Origin of the sequence: Streptomyces amakusaensis, assembly GCF_039532665.1 — a bacterium.
Lineage (GTDB): Bacteria > Actinomycetota > Actinomycetes > Streptomycetales > Streptomycetaceae > Streptomyces > Streptomyces amakusaensis.
Map to the genome: position 1 here is coordinate 1 of NZ_BAAASB010000032.1, position 13119 is coordinate 13119.

At 67.4% G+C, this 13119-nt stretch carries 14 protein-coding genes, 1 pseudogene and 2 CRISPR repeat arrays; of the genes and pseudogenes, 12 read left to right on the forward strand and 3 right to left on the reverse strand.

Features of this window, described 5'->3' with window-relative positions:
• Positions 1–232: 232 nt before the first annotated feature.
• A CRISPR array of direct repeats spans positions 233–873; the repeat unit is 29 nt; unit sequence GTCCGCCCCGCCCGCGCAGGGGTCGCTCG.
• Between the two features lie 13 nt (positions 874–886).
• The 10 genes and pseudogenes from ABD371_RS35915 to ABD371_RS33800 all read left to right on the forward strand — a co-directional run bounded on the left by ABD371_RS35915 (position 887) and on the right by ABD371_RS33800 (position 10731).
• On the forward strand, positions 887–1243 hold the full coding sequence (locus tag ABD371_RS35915) for a hypothetical protein (protein WP_417801421.1): 357 nt from the start codon (positions 887–889) through the stop codon (positions 1241–1243).
• A 656-nt stretch (positions 1244–1899) separates the two neighbouring features.
• A CRISPR array of direct repeats spans positions 1900–2294; the repeat unit is 29 nt.
• A gap of 276 nt (positions 2295–2570) precedes the next feature.
• Positions 2571–3506 (forward strand): ABC-three component system protein, encoded by a 936-nt coding sequence (locus ABD371_RS33760; RefSeq protein WP_344485860.1) that lies wholly within the window; start codon positions 2571–2573, stop codon positions 3504–3506.
• The gene (locus ABD371_RS33765) at positions 3503–3769 is read left to right on the forward strand and encodes an ABC-three component system middle component 6 (RefSeq protein WP_344485863.1); all 267 of its coding nucleotides are present in this window, start codon (positions 3503–3505) and stop codon (positions 3767–3769) included. The genes ABD371_RS33760 and ABD371_RS33765 overlap by 4 nt, the downstream gene beginning before the upstream one ends.
• A complete protein-coding gene (locus tag ABD371_RS33770; RefSeq protein ID WP_344485866.1) occupies positions 3747–5513 on the forward strand; it encodes an ABC-three component system protein in 1767 nt (588 codons plus the stop codon). Before ABD371_RS33765 ends, ABD371_RS33770 begins: the two co-directional genes overlap by 23 nt.
• A gap of 1299 nt (positions 5514–6812) precedes the next feature.
• Positions 6813–7028: pseudogene (locus tag ABD371_RS33775) on the forward strand (Uma2 family endonuclease); the annotation flags it as partial.
• A gap of 186 nt (positions 7029–7214) precedes the next feature.
• The gene (locus ABD371_RS33780) at positions 7215–7457 is read left to right on the forward strand and encodes a hypothetical protein (protein ID WP_344485869.1); all 243 of its coding nucleotides are present in this window, start codon (positions 7215–7217) and stop codon (positions 7455–7457) included.
• A gap of 98 nt (positions 7458–7555) precedes the next feature.
• A complete protein-coding gene (locus tag ABD371_RS33785; protein ID WP_344485872.1) occupies positions 7556–7720 on the forward strand; it encodes a hypothetical protein in 165 nt (54 codons plus the stop codon).
• A gap of 843 nt (positions 7721–8563) precedes the next feature.
• Positions 8564–9094, forward strand: a complete 531-nt coding sequence (locus ABD371_RS33790) for a sporulation delaying protein family toxin (RefSeq protein ID WP_344485875.1) — start codon at positions 8564–8566, stop codon at positions 9092–9094.
• A gap of 114 nt (positions 9095–9208) precedes the next feature.
• Positions 9209–9802 (forward strand): SdpA family antimicrobial peptide system protein, encoded by a 594-nt coding sequence (locus tag ABD371_RS33795; RefSeq protein ID WP_344485878.1) that lies wholly within the window; start codon positions 9209–9211, stop codon positions 9800–9802.
• Positions 9802–10731, forward strand: coding sequence for a sporulation-delaying protein SdpB family protein (locus ABD371_RS33800; protein WP_344485881.1), 930 nt, complete (start codon positions 9802–9804; stop codon positions 10729–10731). The genes ABD371_RS33795 and ABD371_RS33800 overlap by 1 nt, the downstream gene beginning before the upstream one ends.
• 15 nt (positions 10732–10746) lie before the next feature.
• On the opposite strand, the gene ABD371_RS33805 is transcribed toward ABD371_RS33800, so the two are convergent.
• The 3 genes from ABD371_RS33805 to ABD371_RS33815 form a co-directional block, all read right to left on the reverse strand.
• Positions 10747–11130 (reverse strand): GntR family transcriptional regulator, encoded by a 384-nt coding sequence (locus tag ABD371_RS33805; protein WP_344485884.1) that lies wholly within the window; start codon positions 11128–11130, stop codon positions 10747–10749.
• A gap of 4 nt (positions 11131–11134) precedes the next feature.
• Entirely contained in the window at positions 11135–11443 is a 309-nt protein-coding gene (locus tag ABD371_RS33810) for a hypothetical protein (RefSeq protein ID WP_344485887.1), read from the reverse strand.
• A 146-nt stretch (positions 11444–11589) separates the two neighbouring features.
• The gene (locus ABD371_RS33815; protein WP_344485890.1) at positions 11590–11997 is read right to left on the reverse strand and encodes a hypothetical protein; all 408 of its coding nucleotides are present in this window, start codon (positions 11995–11997) and stop codon (positions 11590–11592) included.
• 208 nt (positions 11998–12205) lie between these two features.
• Between ABD371_RS33815 and ABD371_RS33820 the strand changes: the two genes are divergently transcribed.
• Together ABD371_RS33820 and ABD371_RS33825 are read left to right on the forward strand one after the other, a co-directional pair.
• Positions 12206–12892 carry a hypothetical protein gene (locus ABD371_RS33820; protein WP_344485893.1) on the forward strand — a complete coding sequence of 229 codons (687 nt, stop codon included), beginning with the start codon at positions 12206–12208 and terminating at the stop codon, positions 12890–12892.
• A complete protein-coding gene (locus tag ABD371_RS33825; RefSeq protein ID WP_344485896.1) occupies positions 12889–13059 on the forward strand; it encodes a hypothetical protein in 171 nt (56 codons plus the stop codon). Before ABD371_RS33820 ends, ABD371_RS33825 begins: the two co-directional genes overlap by 4 nt.
• The last annotated feature ends 60 nt before the right edge of the window (positions 13060–13119 follow it).

Below are 13119 nucleotides of genomic sequence, written 5' to 3' on the forward strand. Positions count from 1 at the left end.
AACGACTCTGGACCAGAGTGCCACCAACCCTGCCCCCCAGGGGCTGTTCGACCACAGACTCACCCACCGCCCACACCGGTCGCTCAAACCTGCGACCAGCCCGGCCCGCCGACAGATACCGTGCCGCCAAGACCCGCCCGACACACCGACACCACCACACCACCCGGGAACCACCGTGAAGCATGTAAAGCAAAACACCATGATCACGTGACAACGTCCCAGGTCACGAAGTGTCCGCCCCGCCCGCGCAGGGGTCGCTCGACGAGGTTCGACTCCTCGGCGGGGAGCACACGGTCCGCCCCGCCCGCGCAGGGGTCGCTCGCCAGGGCGCTTCCTTGACTATCCAGGATATAGGTCCGCCCCGCCCGCGCAGGGGTCGCTCGCCGGCAGACCTGCGATATGCGCTCATCTTCGAGTCCGCCCCGCCCGCGCAGGGGTCGCTCGCTGGCGGGGCCAGGTCCGGTGCGGTGGCTGTTGTCCGCCCCGCCCGCGCAGGGGTCGCTCGGAGGCCCGCGACGCGGGCAACGACGCGCGCGCGTCCGCCCCGCCCGCGCAGGGGTCGCTCCGCAGGCGTGGAGGTACGCCGCGCCGCCCACACGTCCTCCCCGCCCGCGCAGGGGTCGCTCGATCCCGGGTCCGGAACAGGGGTACGAGAAGCTGTCCTCCCCGCCCGCGCAGGGGTCGCTCCGGGTCGCGGCCGATGACGTCGTCGCCTCCCGACGTCCTCCCCGCCCGCGCAGGGGTCGCTTCAGTCGACCCCGACCACGGGGAACGAGGGGCGGGTCCTCCCCGCCCGCGCAGGGGTCGCTCGCCCGTGATGGCGGTCCAGATGAGGGGGCGGGTGTCCTCCCCGCCCGCGCAGGGGTCGCTCGCTGCGCGATCAGCGGTGGCGGGGCTTGGCCGGGTCTTCCCCGCCCGCGCGGGGGACGGGTGGCTGATCCGCCGGGGCTTCCCCCAGCGGCCGTCCTGCTCTGACCACCGCTGCGACGACGGGGGCCGCCTCGATACCGAAGCCGGCTGCCAGAACTGCGGCAACGTCATCCACCTCCGCCGCGGCTGGCGCACCCGGGCCGCCGCCGACGTAGACCAGGAGCAGCCCCGCCTCGACAACACCGTCCGCTCCCGCGCCGTCGAGGCCCGCCTCCACGAGATCGCCATGCTGGACGCCGAGGACTACATGTGGTGCCGCGAGCAGGCCCGCGAGGAGCAGGCCCGGCGTGATGCGCCGGGCGGGAGCCGCTGAGCAGCAGGAGCGCGAGCGCCAGGCCGCGGCGGCCGCCGACACGGTACGCCGGGCGCTGCCGTGCGAGGACTGCGGACAGGCACGTGCGGCTGGGCTGTGCGAGGCATGCGGCTTCCAGTGCCGGACCGAGGCACTGATGGTGGAGGCCGGGCTGATCGCGGCGCCTGGACGGCGGTGCTGGACGACCGGGCCGCCGTCGCCGCCGGTTTCCGGGCGTCGCTGGCGGCCGGCATCGTACGCACCCCGGCACGAGAACCTCGGAGCTCGGTGGACCTGGGCGAACTGGACACGGACCCCGCCGCGGCGGCGGCCGCCTTCGCCGTCCGACCAGGCCGTGGAGACCGCGCTGCTGGAACACCGCACCAGCGCCCTCGGCCTGCACGGGCGTATCGAACCGGGCAGAACCGACTCCAGTACCAGCACAACCCGAACCGCACGGACGCCAGCCCGCCGTGGACAAGGCCCCCGACACAACGAGGGAACGCACCGCACGGTGAGTACAGACGTCTGCCAGCACAAGCTTCATACCGACGGATACCGTGCTACCAGAAGCCCAGTGCCACTTGGCGCTGACACACCAACACCATCTGGGAACGGTCGTGAAGCATGTAAAGGAAAACAGCATGATCACGTGACAACACCCCAGGTCAGGAAGTGTCCTCCCCGCCCGCGCGGGGGTCGCTCGCTCCCGTCCTTGTTCAGCGAGGGGTTGCCGTCGTCCTCCCCGCCCGCGCGGGGGTCGCTCGATCGGGGCGGGCGCTGATCGCGCCGTAATTTCGTCCTCCCCGCCCGCGCGGGGGTCGCTCCACGGGCTGGCGGCACTACATCGACCCCGCCGGGTCCTCCCCGCCCGCGCGGGGGTCGCTCCCCACGGCAGGAAAAGGGGTCGGGGTCCGGGGGGTCCTCCCCGCCCGCGCGGGGGTCGCTCCGCGCCGGCACCCCCGACGCCCCTCCCCCGCCCGTCCTCCCCGCCCGCGCGGGGGTCGCTCGGGAGTTGTGTAGATCCGTCTACACCTGTTGACGTCCTCCCCGCCCGCGCGGGGGTCGCTCCAGGAACATGATCAGCAACAGGCCGAGGAGCAGGTCGTCCCCGCCCGTGCGGGGTCGGCGGAGCAGCGCTCGCCGCTGCGCGGCGTGGTATTCGGCGTCGATCCGGTGGCCAGCTCGGCTCGGTGCTGGCTCTCTGACCATCACTGCAAGCCCGGCCAGCTGGAGCGCGTGCTCGCCTGGTTGATCCTCAGCAACGAAGTTCTCTGATATGACTACAGGACTTTTAGGGTTGATCACGTAGGGCTAGTCTTGCTTCTTGTCCGTGAGGGGGGGATGTATGCAGTATGAGCAGCGTGCCTATGCGCGGGTTAAGTTCCTTGAGCTCATGGCAGAGACGTACGAAAACGACTTCGAGGACTTCTTTCACCGGCTCATGTGCTCCAGGTACCCGGACTTCCTGGACGTACGGACCGCAGGCAGTCTGGGCGACATGTCAGCCGACGGCCTCACACTGCATTCCCGCAGGCTGTACGCCTGCTACGCCCCACAGACAGTGAAGCCAAGCAAGATCCGCGAGAAGTTCGACGGCGACTTGGCCGGTGCGCTCGCCAAACGCAGTGGGCAGTTCGACACATTCGTCTTCGTGCACAACGACCGGCGCGGCGTGCACCCGGAAGTGACGACCATGCTGTCCCAGGCAGCTGCCGACAAGCCCGCCCTGCGCTTCGAACAGATGGGTGGCCGGCGCTTGTGGCAGGAATGCATGCAACTGGACCAGGTGACAGCCGAAGACGTCCTCCGGTGCGAGATCCCGATCAAGGAGATGACCTTCGGGATCGGCATGGATGATCTTAAGCCCCTGCTGAAGCAGCTCCAGGACCTGCGCACCACTCCCGATCCTTTGATGCCTCTGCCAGACGTGCGGATCGAGAAGCTGGACTTCAACCGGCTCGAAGGCGAGGCACGCGAGGATCTGCTCCGCGGGATGCGCCAGAGCCACCTGGTGGACGCTTTCTACGAAGGCACGATGCGGGAGCTGGAACACGACGAAGTCGCGCAGGGCTTTCGGGTGTACTACGAGCAGGTACGCAGGGACTGGGCTGACCCTGAAGACGTCCTATGGCAACTCCAGATGTACGTGCTAGGGAACGCCCAGCCGCGCAGGAAGGTCCTGCGGGCTGCCTTCGTCGTGCTCGCCCATTTCTTCGAGCGATGCGACATCTTCGAAGCTCCTCCGGCTGGCTGGCAGCCTGGGCTCAGGATATCCGCGTGATCACTCCTACGAAGGGCATCGCACCTGACCGGTGCCTGCTTGCGATCGGCGCTCAGATCCTGCTGCAGTTGGAAGAGCCGCGGTCTGTCAGCCAGGCATGGTCCCGGCTCAAGGCCTGGCGGAGTGAGCACGCACATACCTCGCCCGTATCGTTCGGCTGGTTCGTGCTGGCGCTGGATGTTCTTTACAGCATGGGTGCCATAGAGCTGGACCAGGACGTCCTCGTTGCAAGGAGTACGCATGCTGCGCCGCTTGAGCGCTGACGATGAGCGCTTCAAAGGGGTGTCCTTCACTGCAGGACTGAACCTTCTGGTCGCGGAGACAACTGCGTCATCGGCGGACACCGACAGCCGCAACAGTGCTGGGAAGTCCAGCCTGATCGAGCTGATCCATTTCCTGCTGGGAGCGCGGGCCTCAGCCACCACGCTCGCGATGAACAAGGCACTGCGTCACATTACGTTCAGCCTTGAGATGGACTGGCCGGGTCTGGAGACTCCACTTCGTATACGCCGTAGCGGACAGCGCTCCGGGTTCGTGAGGCTTGACCAGGATGTGGCCGGTGCTCACGATGGTGCTCTGTTCCCGAGCACGGGTGATCACGAGCTGCCAGTGGAGCGGTGGACTCAGCTGATTGAAAGGGATCTTTTCGGTCTCCGCGGCGACCACTCGGGTGTGAGCGGAAGGGTGCTGCTTTCGTTCCTCGCACGCCGTATCTCCTCGCACGGCTTCAACGAGCCGACTCGTACTTTCTCCCGCCAGTCCGCTCCGGAGGCCGCCTCCAACCTGGCCTATCTACTCGGTCTGGACTGGCAGCTCGTCGACGAGTACCGGCAGCTTGCCGCCCGGAAGGCCACGCGCGCGCAGCTGAAGAAAGCTGTCGATGACCCCGTGTGGGGGCGCATCGTCGGTTCCACCGCAGATCTGCGAGGCCAGATCACGCTGGCCAAGGCCCAGGTGGAGCGGCTGCGCGGTCAGGTAACGGCGTTCCAGGTCGTGCCTGAGTACGAGCGCCTCAAGGACAGGGCGGATGAGGTCAGTCGGCGTATCAAGCAGTTGGCGCAGGAAGATGTGATCGACCAGCACAACCTCGAAGAACTCCAGGCAGCTGTTACCGAGACATCCGACGTCGAGGTCGACTACCTGGAGCCTGTCTACCATGAGCTCGGCGTGGTTCTTAGCGATCAGGTCCGCCGCCGGTTCGAGGACGTGAAGACCTTCCACCACTCGGTCGTCCGCAACCGTCAGCGCTTCCTGGAAGAGGAGATCACCGAACTTGCTGAACGGCTCCATGCACGCCGTGCCGAGCGGGCGCGCCTGGGCGAAGATCAGGCGCGGCTCCTTCGAGACCTTGCTGAGGGTGGGGCCCTGGAGGCCCTCACGGCATTGCAGACGGCTCTCGGACGTGAGGAAGCTGCGCTCCAAGCACTGCGCCACCGTTTCGAAGCGGCACAGACGCTCGAAGCGAGCGCACGGCAGATCACTGCGAAGAGTGTGGAACTGCAGCAGGCAGTCGACACCGATCTCCAGGAACGTCGCCAGCAGACAGACGAGGCGATCCTGCTGTTCTCCCACTACGCCCAGCGCCTGTACGGGCAAGGTCGCGAGGCGTACCTCGCCATTGAGGCTGGCCGTAACAGCCTGACGATCACCCCGCGTATCGACAGCGACGGCAGCCGGGGGATTGGCAACATGGTCATCTTCTGCTTCGACCTGACCCTCGCCGTCCTGGCGCACCGACACGGTCGCGGCCCGGACTTCCTCGTCCACGACAGCCACCTCTACGACGGCGTCGACGACCGGCAGGTCGCCTCCGCCTTGAAGCTCGCTGCGGAAGTCACCGAGGAGGAGAACCTGCAGTACATCGTTACCATCAACACCGACAGCCTGAGTATGGCCTCCCACCGCGGGTTCAACCCTGAGCCCTACATCCGGAGCCCCCGCCTAACCGACGAACATGAAACCGGCGGACTCTTCGGCTTCCGCTTCAAAACCGCGAGCAAGAAGTAACGTGCCGCAGTGGGCCGGTGCTCTCCCTCAGCTCTGTCACGAAGCCCGTCGGGGCTGAGCTCGTCCTGCAGGGCGGGCTCACAATGCATCCGGGCGTCGCGCCAGGCGCGGGACACCGCCGTTCTGCCGGCCTCTTCCCAGTTTGCCGCAGCGGTGCCACGGCGCGGGGCAGGCGGTAGCCGGGCTGGCACCATCAACGTCGCCCTCTGGCGCCACCGCCTCAGTCGACGAGGTTGTCCCCGCGTCCGCCCCGCCCGCGCGGGGGTCGTTCCCGGTACACGACCTGGTCCGAAAGGAACTTGAGGTCCGCCCCGCCCGCGCGGGGGTCGTTCGAAGGCCGGCCACTGGAAACAGGGCCTCGCCGAGTCCTCCCCGCCCGCGCGGGGGTCGTTCGTTCCGCACCGCTCTGACCGAACGGGAGCTGACGTCGTCCCCGCCCGCGCGGGGTCGCTCGCACAACACGGGCGGCCGAAGATGTGCGCGGTGTGTGGCCGGTGCCGGACCGAGGCGGCCACCGTGGAGGCCGGGCCGACCACCGTCACCGCAGAGGTCCGGACGTCGCCGACGGCCGGCACCGAGCGCACCCGGCACGGCTTCCTCGACTCGGTGGATCTGGGCGAGCTGGACACGGATCCGGCCACGGCAGTGTCCGTGCTCGCCCACGCCGCGCTCCAAGCCGTGGACGCCGCACTACCGAAGTGCCGCAGCAGCACGCTGGGGCGTACCGAGGAAGTCGAGGCAGAGGTCCGCCGGGCGTATCGGACGGGGCTGAGCCAACTCTGGTACCAGCACAACCCGAACCGCTCGGACGCCACCGACGCCGTGAGCAAGGCCGGCCGACACGGCGAGGGAACGCACCACCCGGTGAGAACAGACATCTGCCAGCACAACCTTCATTCCGACGGATACGGTGCTGTCCAGAGCCCGGCAACACGTGACGCTGGCACACCAGCAGAATCTGGGAACGATCGTGAAGCATGTAAAGGAAAACAGCATGATCACGTGACAACACCCCAGGTCACGAAGTGTCCGCCCCGCCCGCGCGGGGGTCGTCCGACACCGGCCGCCCCGGGCCCACCCACCGCTCAGTCCGCCCCGCCCGCGCGGGGGTCGTCCCGCTCCAGTGGTGGTCGACCTCGACGAGTACGCGTCCGCCCCGCCCGCGCGGGGGTCGCTCAACGGGGCCCCGGACCGGGCCAGGAAGTTCGCCCCGCCCGCGGGGAACGTTCGGCACCACCTCACGTGAGGTGGTGCTCCCGAAAGTCGTCCCCGCCCGCGCGGGTCGTCCGATGTGCTGGCGAGACCGACCGCGTCGTCAAACGCCGCCGGTACGCCGAATACCGCGCCCCGCTCTACCTCCTGGTCGAACGGATCGAAGGCAGCATCACCCTCTTCTCCGAACCCGGCCACCTCGGCTACACCCGCGCAGACGGCCCACACCCCTTCGGAACCACCCTGCACATCCCAGCCCCCTTCGACCTCAACCTGGACACCACCGCCCTGATCCCCACCTGAGCATCACCCCCACCCCCGCAGAGGTTGTTCACTAACCACCCACTCACGCGAGGCGGTGATACGGCCTCTGCCCCGCCCGCGCGCGGGTCGTCTCGGAACCCACCACCTCACGTGAGGCGGTGGGTCCGAAACGACCCCCGCGCGGGGGTCGCTCGACAGCTCGGCCAGCGGGGCAGTACGAAGCCTGTGGCACCCCCCAGACCGAGGTGGCCATCGTGGAAGCCGGGCCGGTGCCGCGACCTGGCCACCGTCGCCGCCGAGGTCCGGACGTCGCTGGGAGCCAGCATCGAGCGCACCCGGCGGAAGTTCCTGGTGCTGATGGAGCCGGTCGAGCTGGACGCGGACCCGGCCGCGGCAGCGTCCGTGCCGCGCTGCAGGCCGTCGAGCAGGCGCTGCCGGAGCACCGCCTCAGCGCCCTCGGCCGACTGAGCCGCGCCGAAGAAGCCGAGACAGAGAATCATCGGGCGTACCGGACCGGGCAGAACCGGCTCTGGTGCCGGTGCAACCTGAACGGTACGGACGCCGTCGTGGCAGTGACGAAGGCCGCCGACACGGACCGGGAGCGCGTAGCCGAGTATCTGCTGCCGGCGCGGCTGGAGCGGCTGCGCGGGCAGAACAGTGCGCCAGACCTCGGGGTCGCCGAGACCAAGACCGCCCATGTCTTGGCCGTCAGGTCCCCTCGCAATACCTAGAACTGGGTGAGAGCCGGCCTGCTCGCAGGTCGGGGCAGCCAGGACAGCAGGTCACTTGAGAGCAGCGTGGACACCCGCACAGGGAAGCAGCCGACCTATCACGTTGCGATCAGAGCGTCCGAACTCGGTTCACGGTGTCTCAGTCCTGCAGTATTCAGCCAGCGACGCTCCCGGAATTCCCCTAAGCCGGTCCCGGCTCTTCCTGCCAAGGGGTGCTCCTCCACTGGTACATCGCCAGCCACTCGCGGATGCCCCCTCCAGAGCGTTTCCCAAGACGGTATCTCGCCAGCGGGAATAAATCGCGAGAGCGTGAACCCATGCACTATGCGCTGCTGACACGCCAAGATGCGCCACAATAACCACCTCACTATGAGCCATCGGATAGGCGATGGAGGGGGATATCTAAACTTACAGTGCTGTGGAGATTTTCAGCCGGTCACGCTGCTGAACCTGACGGTTCGGACGTATCCAATTTGGCGCACGACCGTCTAGACCGGACGCGGCAGGCGGCCTGACCCCCCTCCGGAATTACAAATTCCGCTCTTCATTGCGAGGGCTGATTTAATTTTTCGCAGGTTTTAAACCTCTTGAATTAATCCCTCTCTTCACGGAGGCTTGCCGAGTCATTCACCGAGAGGTGTGTGCATGCGCCACTCGGCTGAAAGCATTCGCTGATTGAGGAGTATCGTGTTACCGAAGATCACAGGAGCGAAGCGTGCTCTGGTCGCGGTGGTCACTGCCACTGCCGTCGGAGTGAGCGGAGTCACGGCATCGAACGCCTTCGCTGCCGCACCCGCCCAGGGTTCGGCAGTCACAAGCGTCACAAGTGAGCGGCGTGCTCCCGTGGGCACAGCGCAGGACGGCCGGGATCTGGCCTCGGGCATCTTCTTCCTGCAGGGCGAGATGGGCAGGAAGTTCGCTGAACTCCCCACCTACACCAGAGCGAAGGCGGTGTACCAGAAGAACAGCACCCCGGAGGCTCTGCAGGCTGTCGCCGGTGCGCTTGACTCGATTGCAGCGAAGAATCCCGGCTTCTTCGGTGACTTTTCTGTCGAGATCCGCTCCGGCGATCCCCGCCGGGTAGAGGCGGCCATGAACGGTGCGGTGGCCATACTGACCGAGGTAACGGCCAGCAAAGAGAGCTCTGCCCAAAGCGCCGTCAAGGACATGGGAACCGGAACCGGATTCTGCGTCGTCGTGGTCCTCAACGTTCTCGTGGCCGTGAACATTGGCGGTGCGGTCAACGTCTCCGTGGCAGTCAACCTGCAGGCATGGAAGAACATTGTGAATGCCTCGGTCGCCCCGGCCAGCGGCGAGACCGACGTCACCAAGGAGCAGCAGGTCGCCGACATCACGCGACTCGCGGCCGCGTAAACGGCAGCCACCCGCTGAGTGGCGGGCCGCACCCTGAACCCACAGGGTGCGGCCCGCCATGCCCGCGCTCCGCTCCCGCCGGCCAACGGATCTACTCCTGAGTGAAAGCCTTCCATGAGATTCATCGAAAAAATTTCCCTGCAGGTCACTGCTCCCGTCGCCCGAACCAGTGTTCCGCGCAATTGGGTCTTCGTCACCGCCGCAATCTGGGTGCTGGTCGCCTTTTATCTGGCTCAAGCATTCCTGCCGAAGAACATCGTCCGGCTCCCGGCCCAGGACGCGGTGCACGACGCCGCCCTGGTGGTCGCACCACAGGGCTGGGCATTCTTCACGAGGTCGGCCAGGAGCTCGGAGTACGTCCCCTTCGGCTTCAGCAACGGGGCCTGGAACGACCTCCGGCTCGCACCACACGCCCGTGCTTCCAACGCCTTCGGGCTCGACCGCGCTTCACGCTCCCAGGGAATCGAGAACGCACTTCTTCTCCATGAGAAGGGCCTTGTGTGGCAGCCCTGCGGCAATGCCACCTCTGCTGCCGAATGCCTGAAGAAGACCCCCGTCACCTCACAACTGAAGAACCGCTCCCCCTCACCGAGCATCTGCGGCCGCTCCGCGATGGTGGAAATGAAGCCCGTCCCCTGGGCCTGGCGCGACTTGCTGCCCGGTACACACACGCCGGTCCGTGCCGCGGTCTGGGACGTGGAGTGCTGATGGCCACCGACCGTCTTATCACCACACCGTGGTCCAACGCCTACGGCCTGGCGCGAACCCTCGTCGCACTTGGCACCGCAGCGACGCTCGCCTTCTCCAGCACCAGCACCCTGTTCCGGCCCGTCGCCACCATAGGCGACTTCCCCACCTGCAACGGAGCGACCTCCGCAGCGGTGTTCTGCCTCGCCGGAGACGACCGTACCGGTCTCACCTGGCTCAAGTGGCTTTGTGTTCTCGCTCTGCTGATTGTCGCCTCAGGCTGGCGTCCACGCCTGACAGCGCTCCCGCATGCCTACATCAACTACAGCGTCTTCGCGGGCATCTCCATCACCGACGGCGGTGACCAGATCGGACTCATTCTCTCGATGCTGTTCGTCCTGCCCGCACTCGGCGATCCACGCCGCTGGCACTGGCTGCCGCCTCCGGACGAAGCCGGCGGCAAAGCCCTGCGTGTCCGGGCACTCATCGGAACCTCGGGTCTGATCATGATCCGCCTCCAGATGTCCTTCGTCTATTTCAACGCCTGCGTTGCCAAGCTGCCTCATCCGGAGTGGTACGACGGGACAGCCATGTGGTACTGGAGCACCAACTCCAGCTTCGGAGCGGCCCCATGGCTCGACACGATCCTGCGCCCTGTCGTCTCGACTGCCTTGGGCGCGGCTCTGATGACCTGGCTGCCTCTGTTCATCGAGATCGCGCTCGCCGCCGCACTGCTACTGCCGCAGCGGTTCCGCTATACGGCATTGTGGGCGGGGCTGCTGTTCCACTTCTCGATCGGGCTGGTGATGGGCCTGTGGACCTTCGCCCTGGCAATGGCGGGCGGCCTTCTCGTGCTGTGCCTGCCCTCCGGGGCCCGCATCACCCGGCCGCGGACATCGGCTGCCACGCCGTCCACAGCGGTTCGACCCAGGGAAGTCACCAGCCTCTGACCACCGCCGGGAGAATCACTTGCGGGATTCTCCCGGCCCCTCACCTCGGCCCATGCATGCCGACACCAGCGCAAGCGTCTCGTCGTCCGGCATTCCGATCCGCCGAGCGGCAAACACCAGCCGGCGGGTCTGCTCCACAACTGAGGCACGGTCCTGTGGAGCAGGAGCGACGACCACCGCTCCCCTGCCACGTCTCAGCTCGATGAGCCCCTCGGCCTGGAGAATCTGATAGCCGCGCAGCACCGTGTGAAGGCTCACGCCGAGAGAAAGTCCCAGGTCCCGCGCGGACGGGAGACGTTCCCCGACGCGCAAGGAACCGGCCGCCATAGCCCGCCGGACAGCCGCGGCGATCTGCTCGCCCAGCGGCTGAGCGGAGCTCGTGTCGATCTCCACCAGCATGATCTCAGCGCCTCTCGGAGAGTTCTGTGAGCAGCCTGGCTGCAGTCTCGGCGTCGTCGACCGTGACGACGAATTCACGACCGCTCGTAAGTTCAAGCCATAGTGCATCACCGGCCCGCAGCGAGAGTGCCTGCCTCCCCGGCATCACCCGATAGCCGAATCCGCCCAGATCAGCCAGACGCGCATAGCCCGAGCGCACGGCAACGATGCGATCCAGACTGATGCGGCGTATGGGCAGGCGCGCGACCGAGACCGTGAGGCCTCTCCTGCTGTCAACGGCGACGCGAGTGCGGGCGAACAGGACAAGCAGCACGCCAATGGGAACAGCAGGGAAAAGCCACCACCCCACCCCCGTGAAGCCCGTGAGGGCAATGCCGGCGGTAGTGAGAAGCAGTCCAACAGGAGTGCACCAGGAAGGCCCGGCCGGACGGCTCCACGCCACCCGGCGAACTTCGGAAGTCACCGGCGGTCCGCCTTCCTCGCCAGGGCGACACCGACGGCGCCGACCACCGCACACAACCCGATGGCGATCGGCAGGTGCAAAGACATCGGGAAATGAAGGTCCCGAGGATCTGACAGCCCCGCGTTCGCGGCGAAGGACCCGATCAACAGATAGCCCTCACCCGCGGCGACACCCCACCCGAGACCAGCCACCAGCCGATACTGGCCAACTGTCTGCCGCCGCCGTACCAACAGGTAGCCAAACAGCAGGGCCTCAGCCAGGAACACACCGACCGTGATGGCGACCAGCGCCAAGGGCGCCATGAACCCGTCCGGCCCGGAAGACCCGACATGGGAGACCACCTGCTCAGGAAGACGATGGTGAACCACGGCGTAGACGACGAGCTGCGCCAGGGCAACAACCACCCATGGGCCCGCTCCCAGAGCCATCTGGGCGGTAGCGGACCAGGCCGGACGAGGATCCTCAGTCTCTGAGGGCATGTGTATTGCCTCCACCTATCATTGTTATGATTACATGCTAACAATGCACTGTAGGACGCCCTCTGTGAAGTCGCTCTTCCGCCATCTCGCGGACCTCTCAACCTCCCTTTGGGACGTGCGATGTGACGAGCGGATGCTGCTCGACACAGGCCGGAACTGCCCACACTGTGAGGACCGGCTGACCCCGCTCGCCGACGGCATGCGAGCACTGCGGGCAGCCGGGTTGCGCGAGGCGCGCGACTACCGGTGTCGGACCGAGGCGCTGATCGTGGAGGCCAGGCTGGTCGCCGCGACCTGGGCCGCAGACCTGAACGACCCGGCCGACATCGCGGCTGTCGCCGCCGATGCCCGGGCCTCGCTGGAAGCCGACATCGCACGCAACCAGCGCGAGTTCCTGGCACTGATGGACCCGGCCGACCCGGACGCCAACCCGGCCGCAGCAAGGTCCGCGATCGCCCACGCCGCCCTCCAGGCCGTCGAGGCCGCGTTGCCGGAGTACCGCGCCAGCGCCCTGGGCCGGCTGGGCCAGACCGAGGAGGCTGAGACGGAGGCCCGCCGGGCATACGCCACCGAGCAGGGAAGGCGCTGGTACCAACACAACCCACCGGGTACGGACGCCGTCACGGCGGCGACGAAGGCCGCCGACACCGCCCGGACCCGCACCGCGCAGCACCTGCTCACCACGCGCCTGGAGCAGCTGCGCGAGGAAACCACCGCCCGCACCGAGCACGCGGACGTGCCGTGGGCGGACCGGCTGCCCGAGCTCGCCGCCCGTCCCCTGCACGACAACACGAGCGTCACCGGGGCGGTGATCGCATGACCGCCGCAGTGTCCGGGATCGATCTCGCCCGCCAGGCCCTGCTCGCGGCCCGGGAGGCGGCGAAGAAGAACGGTGCCGCCACCAGAAGCCGAAGCGGCGCACCGGCACCGTCGTGCGGCGCGACGGGCGCGAGCCGCTCGGACTCGGCGCGGCGATCAGCCGGATGATGACCGAACGCGGCCTGGTCACCCCGCCGCCGGCGGCACGGTCCTCGCCCAGTTCGACGC